The sequence below is a fragment of the Pandoraea captiosa genome (assembly GCF_902459775.1).
GTDB lineage: Bacteria > Pseudomonadota > Gammaproteobacteria > Burkholderiales > Burkholderiaceae > Pandoraea > Pandoraea captiosa.
The window spans coordinates 136,662-155,641 of record NZ_CABPSQ010000012.1 but is presented as its reverse complement, the minus strand read 5'-3'; the positions used below and the strand labels follow the sequence as shown (position 1 = coordinate 155,641).

General features: G+C 61.6%; 15 protein-coding genes and 1 pseudogene. 11 read left to right on the top strand and 5 right to left on the bottom strand.

Features of this window, described 5'->3' with window-relative positions; translation table 11 throughout:
- Window positions 1–613: 613 nt before the first annotated feature.
- Window positions 614–844 (top strand): annotated as a pseudogene (locus PCA31118_RS27710) (hypothetical protein); the annotation flags it as partial.
- Window positions 838–1,281 carry a hypothetical protein gene (locus tag PCA31118_RS22780; RefSeq protein ID WP_150627252.1) on the top strand — a complete coding sequence of 148 codons (444 nt, stop codon included), beginning with the start codon at window positions 838–840 and terminating at the stop codon, window positions 1,279–1,281. The pseudogene PCA31118_RS27710 and the gene PCA31118_RS22780, both read left to right, overlap by 7 nt.
- A gap of 191 nt (window positions 1,282–1,472) precedes the next feature.
- Here the strand turns inward: PCA31118_RS22780 and PCA31118_RS22775 are convergent, their stop codons facing one another.
- Complete coding sequence (locus PCA31118_RS22775) at window positions 1,473–2,345, bottom strand: LysR family transcriptional regulator (RefSeq protein ID WP_150627251.1); 873 nt, start codon at window positions 2,343–2,345, stop codon at window positions 1,473–1,475.
- A 265-nt stretch (window positions 2,346–2,610) separates the two neighbouring features.
- Here PCA31118_RS22775 and PCA31118_RS22770 point away from each other — a divergent pair, with 265 nt between their 5' ends.
- From PCA31118_RS22770 to PCA31118_RS22735, 8 genes are all read left to right on the top strand, one after another.
- The gene (locus PCA31118_RS22770) at window positions 2,611–3,936 is read left to right on the top strand and encodes an MFS transporter (RefSeq protein WP_150627250.1); all 1,326 of its coding nucleotides are present in this window, start codon (window positions 2,611–2,613) and stop codon (window positions 3,934–3,936) included.
- A 171-nt stretch (window positions 3,937–4,107) separates the two neighbouring features.
- Window positions 4,108–5,298, top strand: coding sequence for a M20 aminoacylase family protein (locus PCA31118_RS22765; protein ID WP_150627249.1), 1,191 nt, complete (start codon window positions 4,108–4,110; stop codon window positions 5,296–5,298).
- Window positions 5,299–5,304: 6 nt separating this feature from the next.
- Window positions 5,305–6,396 (top strand): M14 family metallopeptidase, encoded by a 1,092-nt coding sequence (locus tag PCA31118_RS22760; RefSeq protein ID WP_150627248.1) that lies wholly within the window; start codon window positions 5,305–5,307, stop codon window positions 6,394–6,396.
- Window positions 6,397–6,534: 138 nt separating this feature from the next.
- Window positions 6,535–7,413, top strand: coding sequence for a MurR/RpiR family transcriptional regulator (locus PCA31118_RS22755; protein WP_150627247.1), 879 nt, complete (start codon window positions 6,535–6,537; stop codon window positions 7,411–7,413).
- 302 nt (window positions 7,414–7,715) lie between these two features.
- The gene (locus tag PCA31118_RS22750) at window positions 7,716–9,176 is read left to right on the top strand and encodes an MFS transporter (protein WP_150627246.1); all 1,461 of its coding nucleotides are present in this window, start codon (window positions 7,716–7,718) and stop codon (window positions 9,174–9,176) included.
- A 29-nt stretch (window positions 9,177–9,205) separates the two neighbouring features.
- A complete protein-coding gene (locus tag PCA31118_RS22745) occupies window positions 9,206–9,883 on the top strand; it encodes an aspartate/glutamate racemase family protein (RefSeq protein WP_150627245.1) in 678 nt (225 codons plus the stop codon).
- Between the two features lie 193 nt (window positions 9,884–10,076).
- Window positions 10,077–11,435: an MFS transporter gene (locus PCA31118_RS22740; RefSeq protein WP_150627244.1), complete on the top strand. Its 1,359-nt coding sequence runs from the start codon at window positions 10,077–10,079 to the stop codon at window positions 11,433–11,435.
- A 318-nt stretch (window positions 11,436–11,753) separates the two neighbouring features.
- Complete coding sequence (locus PCA31118_RS22735) at window positions 11,754–12,287, top strand: DUF4410 domain-containing protein (RefSeq protein ID WP_150627243.1); 534 nt, start codon at window positions 11,754–11,756, stop codon at window positions 12,285–12,287.
- Window positions 12,288–12,424: 137 nt separating this feature from the next.
- Here the strand turns inward: PCA31118_RS22735 and yiaY are convergent, their stop codons facing one another.
- Window positions 12,425–13,573, bottom strand: a complete 1,149-nt coding sequence (gene yiaY / locus PCA31118_RS22730; protein WP_150627242.1) for an L-threonine dehydrogenase — start codon at window positions 13,571–13,573, stop codon at window positions 12,425–12,427.
- Window positions 13,574–13,798: 225 nt separating this feature from the next.
- Window positions 13,799–15,319, bottom strand: coding sequence for an acetaldehyde dehydrogenase ExaC (exaC, locus tag PCA31118_RS22725; RefSeq protein WP_150627241.1), 1,521 nt, complete (start codon window positions 15,317–15,319; stop codon window positions 13,799–13,801).
- A gap of 323 nt (window positions 15,320–15,642) precedes the next feature.
- Here exaC and PCA31118_RS22720 point away from each other — a divergent pair, with 323 nt between their 5' ends.
- Entirely contained in the window at window positions 15,643–16,557 is a 915-nt protein-coding gene (locus PCA31118_RS22720) for a sigma-54-dependent Fis family transcriptional regulator (RefSeq protein WP_246190387.1), read from the top strand.
- Between the two features lie 348 nt (window positions 16,558–16,905).
- On the opposite strand, the gene PCA31118_RS22715 is transcribed toward PCA31118_RS22720, so the two are convergent.
- Together PCA31118_RS22715 and PCA31118_RS22710 are read right to left on the bottom strand one after the other, a co-directional pair.
- Window positions 16,906–17,580, bottom strand: a complete 675-nt coding sequence (locus tag PCA31118_RS22715; protein ID WP_150627240.1) for a GNAT family N-acetyltransferase — start codon at window positions 17,578–17,580, stop codon at window positions 16,906–16,908.
- The gene (locus PCA31118_RS22710) at window positions 17,577–18,914 is read right to left on the bottom strand and encodes an aminotransferase class I/II-fold pyridoxal phosphate-dependent enzyme (protein ID WP_150627239.1); all 1,338 of its coding nucleotides are present in this window, start codon (window positions 18,912–18,914) and stop codon (window positions 17,577–17,579) included. Before PCA31118_RS22710 ends, PCA31118_RS22715 begins: the two co-directional genes overlap by 4 nt.
- Window positions 18,915–18,980: the final 66 nt, after the last annotated feature.

Here is an 18,980-nt window from a genome sequence, read left to right as displayed (position 1 = left end):
TCGCTTCTTCACTTCCGTTCCCCTTCGTTGGAACGGACTCTACACCGTCTGCGGACTATTCAGGGGGAGCAGGTCAATTCCACCGGGGACTGTTTACTTTACCGGCGTTGCAGCTCCTCAAGGCGGGCTGGTCGGCGGAGGAAATCAGGTAGTCTTTCCCCCGGATTTAGAGTGGATCAATCATGGATAAAGTGACCATGAACGCATGTAACTGGGAGGAGATTCATGGATTTGAATCTCCGAAGGAATCGGAGCGGTTTTTGACGTGGCTTTCCGCGCAGATTGACGTTGGCGTGACAGAACGCATTGCGGTAACCGCCCCGAGCGTGGACCTAATTTACGGGTTGGAGGAGCGATGGTATCGCTGTGTGCAATCGGGGGAGGTTTGGCGTTGGGTACTTCCTCAGAGCCCATTTCGTGGGTCATGGGAGCCTCTTAGATGAATACTCGACGTTTTGCTAGTTGTTGGACGTTTGAGTTCAATCCGGAGGAACAGGCATTGCTCAGATCATCCGAAAACTAACGAAGTGGCGAAGGATTTCTGTGAGGTGGTCTCGAAGCGCGTCGAATGTAGCAAGGAAGTTCGCGAAGTCGACGCAAGCATTATGCTTCTTACAAGGAAAGCTACTGCGAGGCATACGTCGATCAGCAGTCGGGCAACTCGTCGATCATCGATGCAGGGAACAATCTGACGATCAACGCCGGGTCGTTGACGGACGTCGGCAGCCTGATCACGGCGGGACTTAACGCGACGATCAACGTCAGCGGCCCGGTGGTCAACAGTGCGCAGACGCCCAATGCCTACTGGCATTCGCATTGGGTGCAAGAGAATTCGATATGGACCTAAATAATCGAAACGTGAAGCTGAGCGAGAAGGAATTTTTAGAATTGAGAAGCCTTATTCACGATGACGGCTCTCTCAATCGCTCAAATGTTGCTCGCAGAGGTTGGCTCACGTTCGAAATTGACGATAAGGCATTGTTTGACAAAGATGCGTGTCACCTTGCGAGCGCATTCAAATCTCAGGGGGCTCAATACTTTTTTGTGATTTCGATAGCAGCGCTTCTGTCGAAAAAAACCGTCTACGTTGCCTATAGATTCGAGGTTAGTGAAAAAGAAATCGAGGATTTTCAGGGAAGCGAGTGGTACCACTTGAACCTTGATGATTGCATGATGTTCAATCTTCCGATTACTTGTGCAGTTCGGCGGCCGGGGATTGTTGACGTGACGACATTTGTTGGAGACAGGCAGTTCATTGATGCGATCTCGAGGACGGAGTGATACAGAGAGGGAAATCCATAGCCTGACACTGGCTGGTCGGAAACGTCGGGCAAAGGCCTTGATCACGAATTTTCCAAAGAAGGGTTCGACCGCCACGGCCCTCATACCGCAGAGTACTTGCCAGACAACTTCTCGGCGTCATAAGCGTTCTTGAGCTCTCGATACACAGGATAGCCGCGTGGCGTCGAGACTCACCCCTGCGCCATCACCTGCTGCGCAATGGCCGCAGTCATTCCCATCTTGTCGTGACGGGTTCGTTCGAGCAGTCCGATGCTGCGTTGCTCGGTAACGCCTGGAAGGGGCATCACGCGCAGCGAATCTTCCTGTGCCCAGGAGGCGCTTCTCAGCAGCGGGACAACCGCGATCCCGACACGTTGGCGAACTAAAGCCACGATCCCTTCTATCGACGTCAATTCCAGAAAGTCGCTGACTTTCACGTGCTGACGTTTCACCGCCCGGTCGATCAGCGCCCCGGTGCGTTGCGTCCGGTCGAATCGCAAAAACCGCTCCGTCTCAAGCAACTTCGTCACTGACCCCGACTTCAACGCCGACGACGCCAGCAGTACCAACGGCTCCCGATACAACGGCGTCCATCGCACGCCGGCGGGGCGCCTCCCTGAAGCCTCCACCAGCACCGCGCAATCGATCTCGCCCGCATCGAGCTTCGCCGTCAGTTCGATGGACCGGGCCGTCTGAATCAATATCTCAAGATGCGGCTGCGCCTGCTTGATTTGCGACACCGCCCGGGCCAACGCACTCACCGCCGACTCCACCGCGCCAATCGTGACCGGACCCGCCGTCGATTCAATCCCTGCGGCCAACATCCGCATCGTCTGATACTGCGCCAGCAGTTGTTCCGCGTGCGGCAGCAAAACACGTCCCATCGCGTTGAGCGCAACCGAGCGTCCCACGCGGTCAAACAAGGGATGTCCGAATTCCTCCTCCAGCGCCCGCATTTGCATGCTCACCGCCGACTGCGTCATCGCAAGATGTTCGGCTGCCGAAGCGAACGACCCATATCTCGCGACCGTCGCGAATGTCTTCATAAAACGCAAATTGCTCATGACTCGCTCGCAAGGGTTGCTGAAAATGCATTGGAATTCGGAAGGCGATTCGTGACGAAACGCGCTCAATTCCCGCCGAACGACCCACCCGAGACCCGTTCGACACCAAGAAAACATCTCGAAACTCACCCGTCAATTCATCAAAAAAGTTGCGATGAAAGACCACAAATTCTAGCTTTTATTGGTTTTTTGGCACAAGCAGAATGGGGCGAAGCGAGTGCGGTCGGCTTGCCGCGAAAACCCTTCATAGAAGAGGAGTCTCCCCATGGAAGTTTCGGTTGGGCGCGACAGCGCCGCAAACCCTGCGGTTACCGAACGATCAGGTAAGCGCATCGACGTCGGCGTCATTGCGGTGTCCACCATCGGCAATGCGCTCGAATGGTTCGATTTCACCGTCTTCACGTTTTTCGCCGCGAACATCGCCCGTCAGTTTTTCCCCAGCGATAACCCGACCGCCGCACTGCTCGCCGCATGGACAACTTTCGGTGTCGGCTTCCTCACGCGCCCGCTGGGCGGTATCGTCCTCGGCGCCTATGCCGACAGGCACGGCCGTAAATCGGCCTTGCTGGTGACGATCTCCGTCATGGCGCTCGGCGTCGCCGTCATCGCTTTCGCGCCGACATACGCACAGATCGGCATGGCTGCGCCCGTGCTGATGCTCATCGGCCGGTTCCTTCAAGGTTTCTCCGCAGGCGGCGAAGTCGGTAGCGCCACGGCATTTCTCGTCGAGCATGCGCCCGTCGAGCGCCGGGGCGTGTACGGCAGCTTCCAGATGATTGCGCAGGCGTGCAGCATGCTGCTCGGCGCGATCGTGTCGGTCGGCATCACGCAAACGCTGACACCCGAACAGATCGACGCATTCGGCTGGCGTATCCCGTTCGTGATCGGCCTGCTGATCGTGCCGGTGGGTCTGTACGTGCGATCGCGTCTGGACGAGTCGCCCGTCTTCAAGGACGCGCGCAACAAGCCGGTCGAAAAACGCTCGCCCTTCATCGAATCGATCACAAAACACTGGCGCCAGGTCGTCGCCGGTTTCGGCCTGACGGTCTACGGCACCATCGGCACGTATATCTTCTACTACTACATGCCGAGCTACGCGACGAAGTCGCTGGGCATTCCGTTCAAGAGCAGCGTGATCGCGTCGCTGTGCGCTGCCGTCGCCTATATCGTGGGGACGTTTGCCTCCGGCCGCATCTCGGACGCCATCGGCCGCAAGAAACCCATGGCCGCTTCTGCGCTCATCAGCCTGATCATCGCGTATCCGCTGTTCCTGGCCGTGAGCCATATGCCGACGCTGCCGATGCTGATCTTCGTGCAGTGCTGCCTGATGCTCACGCTCGGTCTGTTCCAGGGCTCGTACTGCGCGTTCGTGTGCGAACTCTTCCCGTCCCATGTGCGCGCGACGTCGATGGCTATCGGCTACAACTTCGCCGTGATGATCTTCGGTGGCTTTGCTGGCGCCATCGCCACGCTGCTCATCGGATGGACGGGCGACAAACTTGCCGTGGTGTACTACGGGCTGTTCGGTGCGGCCGTGGGGTTCGTCACCATCCTGTTGCTCCAGGACCGCTCGCGCCAGCCGCTGCGCTAACGCACCCATCACGAATCAAGCATCGCGCATCAGGGCCGTCGGCGAATGCCGCCGACGCGCCCACCGAATTTCTCCCAACCTGCCCCCTGTCCAATGGCGCGAGCCGCCGACCTTGCCGATGCAAGCGTCGCGTCGAGTGCCATCCGGGGCATCTTTCAAGAGACGACTCCCATGTCCATCATTCCCGAAATCGCCGAACGCTCGGCCGAACTGCAAGCCATCCGACGCGACATCCACGCTCACCCGGAACTGCGCTACGAAGAGGCGCGAACGTCGGATATCGTGGCGCAACGACTCGAATCGTGGGGCATCGAAGTCACGCGCGGACTGGGTAAGACGGGCGTGGTCGGCGTGTTGCGCAACGGCACCGGAAAGAAGGTGATCGGGCTGCGGGCCGACATGGACGCGCTGCCCATTCAGGAACTCAACACGTTCGCGCACGCATCGACCTACCCAGGCAAGATGCACGCCTGCGGACACGACGGCCATACCGCCATGCTGCTGGGCGCCGCGCAGCATCTCGCCGAACATCGCACCTTCGACGGCACTGTCGTCTTCATCTTCCAGCCAGCAGAAGAGGGCGGCGGTGGCGCGAAAGCCATGCTCGAAGATGGCCTGTTCGAGAAGTTTCCGGTCGACGCCGTATTTGCCCTGCATAACTGGCCGGGCCTCGCCGCCGGCAGCTTCGGCGCGCGAATCGGCGCCACGCAGGCGTCGAGCAACGAGTTCCGCATCGTCGTCAAAGGCACCGGCGCACACGCGGCCATGCCGCATGACGGCATTGACCCCGTGCTCACCGCCATGCAGATCGGCACCGGCCTGCAAAGCATCATGACGCGCAACAAGCGCCCCATCGATGCCGCAGTTCTGTCCATTACGCAGATGCAGGCGGGCGAGGCGATCAACGTCATTCCGAACACGGCGACGCTCGCGGGCACGGTGCGCACGTTCTCGCTCGAAGTCCTCGATCTGGTCGAGACGCGCATGCGCGAGTTCTGCGAATCCACCGCCGCCGCTTACGGCTGCACGGTCGAGTTCTCGTTTCTGCGCAACTATCCGCCGACGGTCAACACGGCGGCAGAGACGCAGTTCGCGCTGGGCGTGATGAAAGAGATCGTGGGCCGCGATCACGTCGTCGACCCGATCGACCCGACGATGGGCGCGGAGGACTTTTCGTTCTTCCTGCTGGAGCGTCCGGGGTGCTATGCCTATATCGGCAACGGTACGGGCGATCACCGCGCACACGGTCACGGTCTGGGGCCGTGCATGCTGCACAACACCAGCTACGATTTCAACGACGATGTGCTCACGCTCGGCTCGACCTACTGGGTGCGGCTCACCGAAGCTTTCCTTGCGGAGTGACGGCCAATGCGTACCAGTCCGTTTTCGAATAGCTATCGTCAGGCGCGCGAGCGTTTCGCTGCGGCCGCCGCGCAGGCGGGTGTCGGGGTCTCGCGCTACGTCATTCCGGACATCGTCGGCCGTGAAGGCGAGACACTGGCCACCGATGTCGTGCGGCTCGGTGCTTCCGACGCACGACGGCTGTTGATCCTCACGTCCGGCACGCATGGCGTGGAGGGTTTTTGCGGCAGCGCGGCGCAGATCGCGCTGCTGGAGGACGAAGGGCTGAGAGGGCGACTCGATGCCGCCGACGTCGCAATTCTCGTTGTACACGCCATCAATCCCTATGGCTTCTCGTGGCTGTCGCGCACGAACGAGGACAACGTCGATCTGAATCGCAACAGCATCGACTTCACGCAACCGCTGCCTGTCAACGAGGCGTATGCCGATTTGCATGCCTTGCTCGTGCCGCCGACATGGCCGCCGTCTGACGACAACGTGCGTGCGATCGCCGACTACATCGCCACGCACGGCGAGGCGGCCTATCAGCGAGCGCTGACGGTCGGACAGTATGCGTTTGCGGATGGATTGTTCTACGGCGGGCGCGAACCCGTGTGGAGCACACGGCTGATGCGCACCTTGATCGAGACGCATGCGACGGCCTGCGACGCCATCGGATGGATCGACTTTCATACGGGACTCGGCCCGCCCGGGCATGGGGAAAAGATCTGCGTGGGCGCCCTCGATGCCGATGAACTGGCCCGAGCCCGCGCGTGGTGGGGAGCGGATCTCGCCAGTCCGGTCGACGGCACGACGGTGGCGTCGAACGTCGGCGGGCCGTTGCTCGACACACTGCGCACCGCCCGCCCGGATGCGAGCGTGACGGCGATGGCCATCGAGTACGGCACGGTGCCGCTCATCGACATGCTGCATACGTTGCGCGCCGACGTGTGGCTAAGACAGCATCCCGAAGCGCCGGACGCGCTGGCGTCGTCGATTCGTGAGTCGATGCGGGCGGCTTTCTGCTTCGACGACCCCGTTTGGCAAGGACAAATTCTCGGTCAGGCACGCGTGGCGATCCTGCAGGCGGTGACAGGGCTTGGGCGGACCGGCGTTTGAACGACAGGGGCAGGCGACGGATGCAGACGACGGATGCAGACGACGGGTGCAGGCGACGGATGCAGACGACGGGTGCGGGCGACAAATTTAAGCGACAATAGCCAGCCGCAGTCGCCCGCCACCACCCTGCAAACGCTCATGGCATCTCATGTGAAGAAGTCTTTCGTCGGACGCATCCGGGATCAACTCGACCAACTCTCCCCGTCGGAGCGGCGGCTGGCGGAATTCGCGCTGGATCTGCCCGGCGATCTGGCAGGCTATTCCGCGTCGGAGCTCGCCGCGCTCGCGCAAGTCTCGAACGCCACCGTCACGCGTTTCGTTCGACGTCTGGGCTACGAATCGTTCGACGAAGCGCGTAAGCACGTGCGCTCCGAGCAGCGCGCCGGTTCCCCGCTGGCGATGGCCGCGACCACTGCGGTGAGCGAGGCCGCCGCAGACGATCTCGTCGGCGCACAACGCCAGCAAAGCCTCGCCAACATCGACGCGACCTACCGCCGTCTCTCGTCCAACGAAATCGAACAGATTGCCGCGGCCATCCTCGCGGCGCGCAAGGTGTGGGTCGTCGGTTTTCGCTCCAGTCATCCGCTGGCGATGTATCTGCGTTGGCAATTGCTGCAAATCGTCCCGAGCGCACAGGTGATTCCGGGCGCAGGGGAGACGTTGGGCGAACACCTTGCGGGCATCGGGGCAGACGACGTGGTCATCGTCTTCGCGTTGCGCCGTCGGGTGCGTCAGATGTCGAGCGTGGTGGCACAACTCGCCAAGGCTTGCCCGAGCCTCGTCTACGTCACCGAGCGGGCGGCGTCCTCGAAACCGTCTTCGAGGGCTGCCGCACCTGCGCCCGCGAAGTGGACGTTGCAGTGCGACGTTCAGGGACCGGGCGTGCTCGACAACCACACCGCCGTCATCGGTCTGTGCCATCTGATCGTCACGCAGGTCATGACGATGGCTGGCAATCCCGGGCGTCGTCACCTCGGCCTCGTGGAAGCGTTCCACGACTCGCTCGACGAAATCTGACGCGTTCGTCCGGCGTGCGGGCATAGCTTTCACGACCGTCCCGGCCGCTTCCTCCCGCACGCCTGCACTCCCGCCTCGCGCCCTTCCGTCTCGGCACCCTCAGCACCCTCCGTCCGCCATTCCTTGGCATTTCCATGCCAAGGACGTTGCGTGCCCGTCGCCGCCGCAGGGTCAGGTAAAACCCTCATATGAAAAATAATTTTCAAAAACAAATAATTTGAAAAAATATTAACCAAACGGATTCATCAGAGGGCGAGGCAATCGGTCGCGAAGGCGCCAGATATGGCGCAGGGAGTTTTACGATGGGCGCAGAAGTGGTCGTATCCTCGTCGGAACCCAGGTTGCAGCAGCTCGAAAGAGCGCTTGACGACATTGGGGTGACGCCGTCACACAAGAAGATTCTTGCCTTGATCCTGTTCGGCGTGCTGTTCGACGTCTTCGAGCAAAATGCCGTGGGCCTGGTCGGGCCGCTGCTGCGCGAGTACTGGGGCATCTCTGCCGCGCAGATCGGCTTCCTCAATACGCTGACGTTCGGTGCGGCGGCGTTCGGTCGGCTGGGGTCGGGCTACATCGCGGACCGCTACGGACGCCGCACGATGCTGAGCATCAACCTGATGCTCTTCACGCTGGGGGCGCTGATCTGCGCCCTTGCCTCCAACTACACCATGCTCGCCGCGGGACGTTTCATCGTCGGCTTCGGTCTGGGCGGCGAAATCTCGATTGCCGTGACCATGCTCGCCGAGTTCTGTTCGTCGCGCTTCCGTGGCGTGGCGGTGGGGGCCATCAACGTTGCGGGCGGCGGGTTGGGGAACATGCTGGCGCCGGCGTTCGGGCTGGCCGTCTTCGCATTCTTTCCCGGTCCCGATAGCTGGCGCTGGCTGTTCGGCTGTCTGGTGCTGCCCGCGTTCTTCGTGTTGCTCTATCGCCGGTTCATTCCGGAAACGCCGCGTTTCCTCGTCTCCAAAGGACGCGTGGAAGAGGCCAACCGCGTGCTCAACGTGCTCGCGTCGGGCAAGCTTGGCAAGGGCGCGGACAGCGCGACGAAACGCTATCTCAGCGAAGCCGCGCACGGCGCACATCGGGCGGAGAAGGTGCGTCTGCGCGAGGTGTTCGTCGGGCCGCTGGCGCGTCGCACCGTCGCCGTAGGCATCGCGGTGTGCATGACGTATGGCGCGCAAATCTCCGTGCTCACGCTCATGCCGACGATCCTCATGGCGCAGGGCTACACGCTGAGCAAGAGCTTCGCTTTCACCATCGTGATGCAGTCGGGCAGCTTGCTCGGTGCGATCACGGCGTCCTACTTCGGCTTCCGGTTCCCGCGCAAGCGCGTGCTCACGCTCGGCGCCATCGCGGCCTGCGTCATCGGTTTGTGCTTCGGCTTTCTGTCGAAATCGCAGCCGCTGATTCTCGCCTTTGGCGCGGCGTTCCAGTTCTGCGTGCTGCTGCTCAACACGTCCATCTGGATCTACGCGCCCGAGCTCTATCCGACACGCGTGCGCGCTTTCGGCACGGCGTTCATTCTGGCGCTGGGCACGTTGGCGGGGGCGGCCATGCCGCTGGTCGCCGGGCGCGTGTTCGATCAGTACGGCATCGGCGGCATGTTCGGGATGATGGCCGCGATGTACGCCGTGTTCGCCATTGCGCTGACCTTCGCACCGGAGACGTTCGGCAAACCGATCGATGGGCCTGATGCGCCGGGCGAATCCGACCCCCGCGCGGCTGCACGCGCGTCTTCAGAGGCGACGGCGTCTGCCGCTTCCTGATTTTCGAAGCTTTTCGACCTGGCATTTCCATGACTCAGATCCTGCTCATCAACCCCAACACGTCGACGGCAACGACGCAAATGATGGTCGACATTGCCCGGGCGTACCTCGCCGGCGTGATGGCGTCGCCGCCGACGGTCGTCGGTGCGACGGTAGCGCGCGGTGCGCCGATGATCGTCAATGAGCAGGATCTGGCAGACGCGGCGGATGCCGTGAACGATCCCCAAATCGTGGCGCTCGCGGCGCAGGCAGACGGCGTGATCGTCGGCGCGTTCGGCGATCCGGGCATCGAGGCGCTGCGCGCGCGCCTGGACGTGCCGGTCGTGGGGATCGGCGCGACATCCGTGCGCGAGGCGGGCGCAGGCGGTCGACGGTTCGGTATCGCCACGACGACGCCCCGGCTCGCGAACTCGATTGCGTCGAACGTGCGCAAGCTCGGTCTCGGTGCAACCTTTACCGGCGCGCGTTTCACGACGGGCGATCCGCTTGCGTTGGGTGATGTGCCGTCGCAGTTGGAAAACCGTCTCGCCGATGCTGTGCAGGCGTGTATTCGACAGGACGGTGCGCAAGCCGTCGTGATCGGCGGCGGACCTCTGGGGGAAGCGGCGCAGGCGCTATGCGAGCGCTTCTCGATTCCCGTGATCGGGCCCGTGCCGGCAGCGTGTCGTGCATTGCTTCAGGCGATGCGTCTCGGGGAAGCGGCCTGACCACCTGAAGCCACCTGAAGCCGTCTGAGGTCGATTCAGACCCATTCGCTTCGGCGCCCGCGCACTGTCGTCGATCTCGCGATTCGTTTCAAAATTAGTAGCCATACCAACACCTACGTCAATATCCACGTCGACATCGAAATCAAAACGACGATGACGTGTGCCGACCCACGCCACTCCGGGAGGAGTTGAAATGCAACAACAGCCACCCTCGCTCGCCGGTGATGCGAGCCACGCGTTCGCCAATCCGTCCGAGCAAATGCTCGATCCGATTTATCGGAAGATCATGTGGCGGATTATTCCGTTCATCTTCATCTTGTGGATGCTCGCGTGGATCGACCGTGTCAACGTCGGCTTCGCGAAGCTGCAAATGCAGCAGGATCTGGGCTTTAGCGAGACCGTTTACGGCATCGGTGCGGGCATCTTCTTTCTCGGTTACTTCTTTCTGGAAATTCCGAGCAACTGGTTGCTGCTGCGCATTGGCGCACGTCGCACGCTCGCGCGTATCACACTGGGCTGGGGGACGATCTGCGTGCTGATGATGTTCACGCACTCGCCGGCCTACTTCTATGTCATGCGTTTCCTGTTGGGCGCGTTCGAGGCGGGCTTTCAACCGGGCGTGCTGCTTTATCTGACGTTCTGGTTTCCGGCGCACCGACGCGCCAAGGCGTTCGCGTGGTTCATCTCCGCGTCGGCGGTCTCTTCCGTGGTCGGTGCGCCGCTGGCAGGCGCGATTCTTAACGGCATGCACGGCGTGAACGGCTGGGCGGGGTGGCAGTGGCTGTTCCTGCTCGAAGGCGTGCCGACCGTGCTCGCGGGTGTGCTGGCCGTGTGGTTTCTCGTCGACAAGCCGGAGCAGGCGAGCTGGTTGTCGGCGCAGGAAAAGCGTTTGCTGCAAGCCGATCTGGACGTTGATCGCAAGAGCGCGGGCAAGCGCGAGCACAGTTTCCTGCTGGCCGTGCGCAGCCCGAAGCTCTGGCTGCTCACTGGGATCTATTTCGGCATCGTGGCCGCGAACGCGACACTCTCGTTCTTTGCGCCGACCATCGTTCGTGCCCTGGGGCCGACCAACCCGCTGCATATCGGGTTGCTGGTGGGGGTGATGTACGTGTTCGGTGCGATCTTTCAGATCGCCATTGGGTACAGCGCGGACAAGCGACGCGAGGCGCGCATGCACTGCGCCATTCCGGTGTTCGTGGGGGCGTGCGGGCTCGCGGGTGTGGGTCTCTTTGCCGGAAACAACGGCGTGGCGGCGTTTCTGTGTCTGGCTGTTGCCGTCTCGGGCACGATGGGCGCCATTCCGGTGTTCTGGCAGTTGCCGAATGCCTACCTCGCGGGCGGTGCCGCAGCGATGGGCGTTGCGTTCATCAACTCGGTGGCGAATCTGGCCGGATTCGGCTCGCCTTACCTGCTCGGCCTGGTGAAGGACGCCACGGGCAGCTTCAACGGCGGCCTGTGGATCGTGGCGGCGCTCGAAGCCTTCGTCGCCGTGCTGATCTGGTGGCGAATCCGTCGCCGGGAAGCACCGTCAGGCGCGCAGGCGATGGCTTGATCGGCGCGTTGCGTGAATGGCCGGAGGGCCGCGTGATTTACGCGGCCCTTTTGTATTTCACTCCTTTCGTCCTTATTACCTCGAGAATTCCGGGATGAGCGAAAAAGTGTGTCGGTAACCTAAAGAAAACCCTTCCCGTTTCCGTAATGCTTGTCTCGACCATTTCTCAATGGTCGGGAATTCCGGTGGTGCCGCCACCGCTTCCAAAGTCGCGCGTTCGTGCGGTCTTCCGGGGAGTACAAGACCGAATTGCACTGCGCCGTATGTTTCGGTGGCTGCCAAACGGCACTCTTATAAATCCAGAAAAGGGGTAACAGCATGAACGTACGTAATTTCTCACGCGCGGCGGTGGTGAGCATGATCCTCGCATTGACCGGGTGCGCTTCGACGTCTTCGGGGCCGGATTCCTCGCGTGGCGTCGATCCGGCTCTTGCTGCAACCCTGAAACAAGGGGTTGCGCTGCCGACCATCGAATCGAACGGTCACAGTATCGATGACGAGGTGAAGTCAGGGGTAATCGACGCGTTCAAGAAGCAGGCTGATAAAAACGGTATGCTGGTCTCCGCCAATGGGGTTCCGGTGAAAATTACCGTCGAGGAATACAGCACCCGTTCAGCCGTCGCCCGCGTCATGCTGGGTTTTCTAGCGGGTGGAGACCACATCAAGGCTCGCGTGGATGTGTCGGGCAAGACCTACACCGTGGAAGATACCGCGCGCTCGTCCATCAACGGTATTAGTCTGGTCGCGGAAAACGTCGGCTCCGACGTTGCGAACGGTATCGCCACGCTTGCAGGTGTGACGGTGAATACGATTCAACGTCAACAACCGCCTGTCGGCATGACGACGCGCTGATTGGTGCATCGTCGTAAAAAAGGGGTTACGGAGCGATATCTCTCCGTAACCCCTTCATCCCTTCATCCCTTCATCCCTTCATCTTTAAGCGCTTCGACGCGACTGGAAATTATCAGTCGCATCGATGTCGCACCTCATTAAAACGCCCGACGGAAAATCGCTTCGATTTCCGCCTGTTCGGCGCGGCGCGGGTTCGTGAGGCCACACGCGTCCTGCATCGCGTTCGCCGCGAGCGTGGGCACGTCGGCTTCCTTCGCACCCAGTTCGGCCAAGCCTGAAGGAATGCCGATATCCTTCGACAACCGGCGGATCGCCGCAATCGCGACCTTTGCGCCTTCCTCGTCGCTCAAGCCCTCGACCTTCTCGCCCATCGCTTGTGCAATGTCCTTCAGGCGTCCGGCACTCGTACTTGCGTTGAACTCCTCGACGTGCGGCAGCAGGACAGCATTGCACACACCGTGCGGCAAGTCATAGAACCCGCCGAGCTGGTGCGCCATGGCATGGACGTAACCCAGCGATGCGTTGTTGAACGCCATGCCCGCCAGGAATTGCGCATACGCCATGTTCTCGCGCGCCGTCATGTCGTCGCCATGCGAAACCGCCCGACGCAGGTTCTGCGAGATCAGCGTTACCGCCTTGAGCGCACAGGCGTCGGTGATCGGCGTGGCCGCCGTCGACACATAGGCCTCGGTGGCGTGCGTGAGGGCGTCCATGCCGGTCGCGGCGGTCAGGCCCTTAGGCATGGCAGCCATCAGTGCCGGATCGTTGACCGACAGCAACGGCGTGACGTTCCGGTCGACAATGGCCATCTTCACATGACGTTTTTCGTCCGTGATGATGCAAAAACGTGTCATTTCGCTCGCGGTGCCGGCCGTCGTGTTGATGGCGACGAGCGGCAATTGCGGCTTCTTCGACTGATCGACGCCTTCGTAATCGGAGATGTGGCCGCCGTTGGTCGCACACAAGGCAATGCCCTTCGCGCAGTCATGCGGCGATCCGCCGCCGAGGGAAATCACGAAGTCGCAGTCGTTTTGCCTGAGGATTGCGAGGCCCGCTTCGACGTTGGCCACGGTCGGGTTCGGCTTGGCGCCGTCGAACACGACCGATTGAATGTCCTGCTGCGCCAGCAGCCTGGTGACCTTCTCCGCGACACCTGCCTTGGCGAGTCCGGCATCGGTCACGATCAGGGCGCGGCGGAAATGGTATTGACGCAGGGCGGCAATCGCTTCGTCGAGACTGCCGATGCCCATCATATTGACGGCGGGGATGAAGAAAGTCGTGCTCATGGTCATGCTCCTTATCTGTTCTGTCGGGGGCGCTCCGCGCGCGCGGAATGCGCAGCTGCGGGCCCTCAGAAACATCTTTTGCATGCATCAAAGACAGCATCGCACTCGCCGTGCGACGCGTCTTTGATCTGCCACAAGGTCTCGCAGGTCTAGAGTAAGGACTCGACAGCGAGACGTGTCGGTCTTGCTTGCCGGAATCGCTTGCCGCACGGGGGCGGAAAGCGCTCAGAAGAAGCCCAGCGGATTGACGTCGTAGCTCACCAGCAGGTTCTTCGTCTGCTGATAGTGACCAAGCATCATCTTGTGAGTCTCACGGCCGATTCCCGACTTCTTGTAGCCACCGAACGCCGCATGTGCCGGGTAGAGGTGATAGCAATTGGTCCAGACGCGCCCGGCCTGAATCCCGCGGCCCATGCGATAGGCGCGATTGATGTCGCGTGTCCACACGCCAGCCCCCAAGCCGAACTCGGTATCGTTGGCGATGGCGAGCGCCTCGGCTTCATCCTTGAAGGTCGTGACCCCGACCACCGGCCCGAAGATTTCTTCCTGGAACACGCGCATGCTGTTCTCGCCCTTGAGCAGCGTCGGCTGGATGTAATAGCCGGAGGCGAGCGGCCCGTCCAGCATCTCGATACCCCCGCCTGTCAGCACTTGTGCGCCTTCGCGGCGCGCCAGATCCAGATAGGTCAGGATCTTGTCGAACTGCTGTTGCGACGCTTGCGCGCCGACCGCCGTCTCGGTATCGAGCGGGTCGCCGCGCGTGATGCGCTCGACGCGCTTCATCACCACTTCCATGAACGGCTCGTAGATCGACTCCTGTACGAGCGCGCGTGACGGACATGTGCAAACCTCGCCCTGATTCAAAAAGCCCAGCACAAGGCCCTCGGCCGCCTTTTCGATGAACTCGGGCTCGCCTTGCATGATGTCCTCGAAGAAGAGGTTCGGCGACTTGCCGCCCAGTTCGACGGTGCTCGGAATCAGGTTGGCGGCGGCCCGCGTGAGGATATGATTGCCGACTGGCGTCGATCCCGTGAAGGCGATCTTGGCGATGCGCTTGCTGGTCGCGAGGGCTTCGCCCGCTTCCTTGCCGAAGCCCTGCACGACGTTGAGCACGCCCGGTGGGAGCAGGTCGGCCACCAACTCGGCGAAAAGCGTGATCGAGAGCGGCGTTTGCTCGGCGGGCTTGAGCACCACGCAATTGCCTGCGGCGAGCGCCGGGGCCAGTTTCCATGCGGCCATCAGCAGCGGGAAATTCCACGGAATGATCTGACCGACGACGCCCAGCGGTTCATGGAAGTGATAGGCGGCGGTGTGCTCGTCGATCTCTGCGGCCGTGCCTTCCTGCGCACGAATGCATCCGGCGAAATAGCGAAAATGGTCGACGGCCAGCGGCAGATCGGCAGCAAGCGTCTCGCGAACGGGCTTGCCGTTGTCCCACGTCTCCGCGACGGCGAAGCGTTCCAGTTGCGATTCGAGACGGTCGGCGATCTGCAACAGAATGCGCGAGCGCGCCTGTACGGAGGTTCTTCCCCACTTGGGCGCTGCGGCGTGCGCGGCGTTCAGCGCGAGTTCGATGTCCGCGCCGTTCGAGCGCGGGAATTCGCCGATGATCGCGCCGGTGACAGGAGAGGTGTTGATGAAGTAGCGTCCCTCGACCGGCGGCACGAACTTGCCGTCGATGAAGTTCTCGTAACGGGATTGCAGGGACAGCAGGGCACCGGGCGTGCCGGGTGGGGCGTATCGCATGTCGTGTCTCCGGGTATTGTTGTGACGGTGGCGGGTCGTTTGCCAGCCACGCATGAGGCACCAAGCAATTCGCGGGCCACCTACGCCGAAACGCGTCGCCATGCGGATCCGCGCCCGATGGGGCCGCGCGTCGTGTACCGGATCCGTGACACGGGTGTCTCACACGATGACACGTCTTGTCTCACGAGCGTGACACGGTCCGGGTATCTTCAATCGCTTCGCTGCTTCCGATTGACACAGCGCATTGCAAACGATCCCGCCATGGGAGATGCTTCGGAAACGACCACGAGATCAACGAACATCCGGCACGGGGGAGACGACCAATGCCACCCACCACTGAGTCCGCGCACGCGCGTCGCGTGCTGAATGTCGTGCAGGGCCAGGCGTCATCGGGCACGGGCCCGACCGACCCGAATATCGCCAGTTCATGGCGACGTTGCCTGGACACTCATGCGCTCGATCCGGGCGCGCACAGGGCGCCGCGTGTTCTGGCGTCCTCACAGTTGCGCGATCGCCGTCATGCCATGGAGCGGTTGCGCACGGTGTCGCTGCCGGTATTGGAGCGCTTGCAGCGTCAGTTGATGAATCCGCGTCAGGCGGTATTGCTCACGGCGCCGGACGGTGTGATCGTGGATTCGCATTTGCACGACGGCACGCGCGACGACTTCCATCGTGCCGGCTTGTGGCCGGGCGCCGACTGGAGCGAATCGTGCGAGGGCACGAATGGCATCGGCACATGCGCTGTCGAGCGCGCGCCCGTCATCATCTGTCAGCAGGATCACTTTCGTGCGCGTCATACGCCGCTGACCTGTACGGCAAGCCCGGTGTTTGCGCCGCAAGGCGAACTGCTCGCCGTCATCGATGTGTCGTCGACAACCGCCGACGTCACCCGTCAGAGCCAATTCCATACGCTCGCGCTCGTCAATCTGACGGCGAAGGTCGTGGAGAGCGAGTATTTCTTTCAGCACTATCGCGATGATTGGTTGCTGCAATTGCAGGAGCAGGCAGATCATCTTGGCGGCTTCGCGCAAGCGTTGATCGCGTTCGACGATACGGGGCGTGTGCTGGCCGCGAATCAAAGTGCGCTGAATTGTCTTGGCGCAACACGTGACGAAATCGTCGGCACGCGCGTGGATCAATGGTTTGCGCAGACGCTCGACACGCTGCTCGCGCAAGCGCATCCCGTTGGGCGACGATCGGGTGCATTACCCCGGACGCTTCGTCGTATGCCAGTCTGACGTTCGGGTTGCGAAGCAGGGCATCGACGAATTCGTGTATGTCGCCCGTGTCGCGCAAACGAGCGGTCAATGCGTCCCAATGGACATAGGTAGTAGCGTCTGGGCGCAGGGCTTCGCGTACCGAGGCCACCAGCGCCTCGGCGCGCTCGGCTATCGTGACGCGCCATCCTTCTTCCGAGCGTGACAGATCCTTAAGAAACGCTTCGAGGGTGCCCGAGCCTCGCAGGAACCTCTCATATACCTTTCGGCCTTCGTCATCCGGATGTCGCCCCAGGATGCCTTCGTAACCCGCCTGCACGATGCTTCGCGAGAGCACCGTTTTGAGAATCGTTTGAGAGAGCGAGTTTTTCATGAGGCGTTTTCCTGAGGACATGCGCGCCAGTACATGCTGCGAGTGTTGAGGGATGCGGGAAGATTGCGGCTGCGCCGCGGACTTTTCGGCGCGTCGGCAAACCCGAGCCGGACGTATAGCCGTCTTGCGTCGATGTTGGAATCCAGAACGTTGAGCCAGGCTTTACCAGCGCAAAGGCGTGCCGTCGTAACGTGCCGGAACAGGCGCCGAAATATGCCCCGCGACCGCACTGCGACGTGAGTTGCACAGTGCGAAATCAGCACTTCGCCACGGTTGGGGCGTGCCAGTGTGCTCGACAAAACGTGCCCTCTGACAAGAATTCGGGCGCTCGCGGCCACACCGTAGCGGCGCAGAAGCTGCCCCGCAAATACGATGTCGCCGAGCCACAACTGGATTCGGGTATGGGTTGCCAGGGTGGCGCAGATTTGCCCGTCATTGCGCACCGCAACGTGGTGGTGTCGATATGAGAAGCGTCCGAATCGCATGGCGAACGCGTACTCTAGGAAGGCGACGCATCGTTCGTCTGTATCGTTGAACAGATACGCGAATTCCTTCGGTCCAGACGAGAAAATCAGGTCGGAACAGGCCGGCGCGTCGCTGCGCGTGGCACGACGGAACGTATAGTGATGATTGCGACAGGGTAACGCCGCCTCGGACAGCACGGCGCTCACATTGCCCCCCTGGCCAGCCGGGCCAGTGTGTCCACGGCATGGTCGATCTGTTCGGGCGTGTGCGTTGAGCAGATGAAAAATCGCAACCGCGCCGCTTGCTCCTCTACCGCGGGATAGAAAATCGGTTGAACGTTGATCCCGGCGTCGAACAGGGCATTCGCCCATTGCGCGGCCCTGAGTGAGCTGCGAGTGAGGATCGGCACGACGGCGTAGCCTTCGCTGGTGCCTGTGTCGAAGCCCGCCGCGCGTGCCCGGTGAAGGAAGCGATGCCCGCGCTCACGCAAGGTCGCAACACGTTCAGGCTCCGTCTGCATCAGCCGCAACGCTGCAAGCGACGCCGCTGCCGCAGACGGGGCAATACCCACGCTGTATAGGAAGCCTGGCGCAAGATGGCGCAGAATGTCCGTCAATACCCGACTGCCAGCGATGAAGCCGCCACAGCTCGCCAGCGTCTTGGATAGCGTACCCATCCAGATGTCGACGTCTTCCGGTGCGACGCCGGCATGTTCGCGCACGCCCCGACCGGTTGCGCCGATCACGCCGAGGGAGTGCGCCTCATCGACCATCAGAAAGGCCGCGTGACGCCGCTTGATATCGACAAAACGTTTCAGCTCGGGAATGTCGCCATCCATGCTGTACAGGCCCTCGATGGCGATCAACACACGTCGATATTCGTGACGCACTCGCGAGAGCAGAGCGTCGAGCGCGCGCCAGTCGTTGTGCGCGAAGCTCAATCGTTTCGCACCGCTCAATTGTCCGCCTTGCACGATGCTGTTGTGTGCCAGCGCATCGTGCACGATGAGGTCTCCCGGACCGAACAGTGCGCCGATAACGGTGACGTTCGTGGCATGCCCACTCACGAAGACCACGCTGTCCTCGACCTCGTAGAAATCGGCCAGGGCACGCTCCAGCGCCTGTTGAATGGGCCGCTCTCCCGCCACCATGCGGCTTGCCGAAGACGATGTCCCGTATCGATCGATGGCCGCCTTGGATGCTGCGACGACCGGCGCTTCGCTGGCCATGCCGAGGTAACTGTAGTTGGCGAAATTCAAATACGTCCGCTCGCCGATCGTCGTCGTCGCGCCCGCCATACCTTCGTGCACGCGAAAGAATGGCGAATCGACCTTAAGCGTGTCGCCCATCTGGCGCATGATGCGGACATGCTGATACTGCGACATCGTGTCGAACCTTGTCAGCTCACCGCGAGCGTCGGTATCTGCGGTGATTGCCGGTCGTGGTACGAACGGCTTGTCGGCATCATCGGCGACACGCTGCATCTGACGCTGTAACGCCTTGGCGGCCAACTGTCGTCTGACCTGCTCCCCCATTCCCATGGTTATCCCCGTGACTGATTATGTATCTCGTTATTCGTTGCATTGCCGGCATCTTCGGGCCGGGCA

What these genes read in the sequence shown, in the direction of transcription:
- PCA31118_RS22745 (WP_150627245.1), top strand. Translation starts at nt 9,206, where the DNA reads ATGACTCAGATCCTGCTCATCAACCCCAACACGTCGACGGCAACGACG.
- PCA31118_RS22760 (WP_150627248.1), top strand. Translation starts at nt 5,305, where the DNA reads ATGCGTACCAGTCCGTTTTCGAATAGCTATCGTCAGGCGCGCGAGCGT.
- PCA31118_RS22755 (WP_150627247.1), top strand. Translation starts at nt 6,535, where the DNA reads ATGGCATCTCATGTGAAGAAGTCTTTCGTCGGACGCATCCGGGATCAA.
- PCA31118_RS22720 (WP_246190387.1), top strand. Translation starts at nt 15,643, where the DNA reads ATGCCACCCACCACTGAGTCCGCGCACGCGCGTCGCGTGCTGAATGTC.
- PCA31118_RS22740 (WP_150627244.1), top strand. Translation starts at nt 10,077, where the DNA reads ATGCAACAACAGCCACCCTCGCTCGCCGGTGATGCGAGCCACGCGTTC.
- yiaY (WP_150627242.1), bottom strand. Translation starts at nt 13,573, where the DNA reads ATGAGCACGACTTTCTTCATCCCCGCCGTCAATATGATGGGCATCGGC.
- PCA31118_RS22770 (WP_150627250.1), top strand. Translation starts at nt 2,611, where the DNA reads ATGGAAGTTTCGGTTGGGCGCGACAGCGCCGCAAACCCTGCGGTTACC.
- PCA31118_RS22710 (WP_150627239.1), bottom strand. Translation starts at nt 18,914, where the DNA reads ATGGGAATGGGGGAGCAGGTCAGACGACAGTTGGCCGCCAAGGCGTTA.
- PCA31118_RS22775 (WP_150627251.1), bottom strand. Translation starts at nt 2,345, where the DNA reads ATGAGCAATTTGCGTTTTATGAAGACATTCGCGACGGTCGCGAGATAT.
- exaC (WP_150627241.1), bottom strand. Translation starts at nt 15,319, where the DNA reads ATGCGATACGCCCCACCCGGCACGCCCGGTGCCCTGCTGTCCCTGCAA.
- PCA31118_RS22780 (WP_150627252.1), top strand. Translation starts at nt 838, where the DNA reads ATGGACCTAAATAATCGAAACGTGAAGCTGAGCGAGAAGGAATTTTTA.
- PCA31118_RS22765 (WP_150627249.1), top strand. Translation starts at nt 4,108, where the DNA reads ATGTCCATCATTCCCGAAATCGCCGAACGCTCGGCCGAACTGCAAGCC.
- PCA31118_RS22735 (WP_150627243.1), top strand. Translation starts at nt 11,754, where the DNA reads ATGAACGTACGTAATTTCTCACGCGCGGCGGTGGTGAGCATGATCCTC.
- PCA31118_RS22750 (WP_150627246.1), top strand. Translation starts at nt 7,716, where the DNA reads ATGGGCGCAGAAGTGGTCGTATCCTCGTCGGAACCCAGGTTGCAGCAG.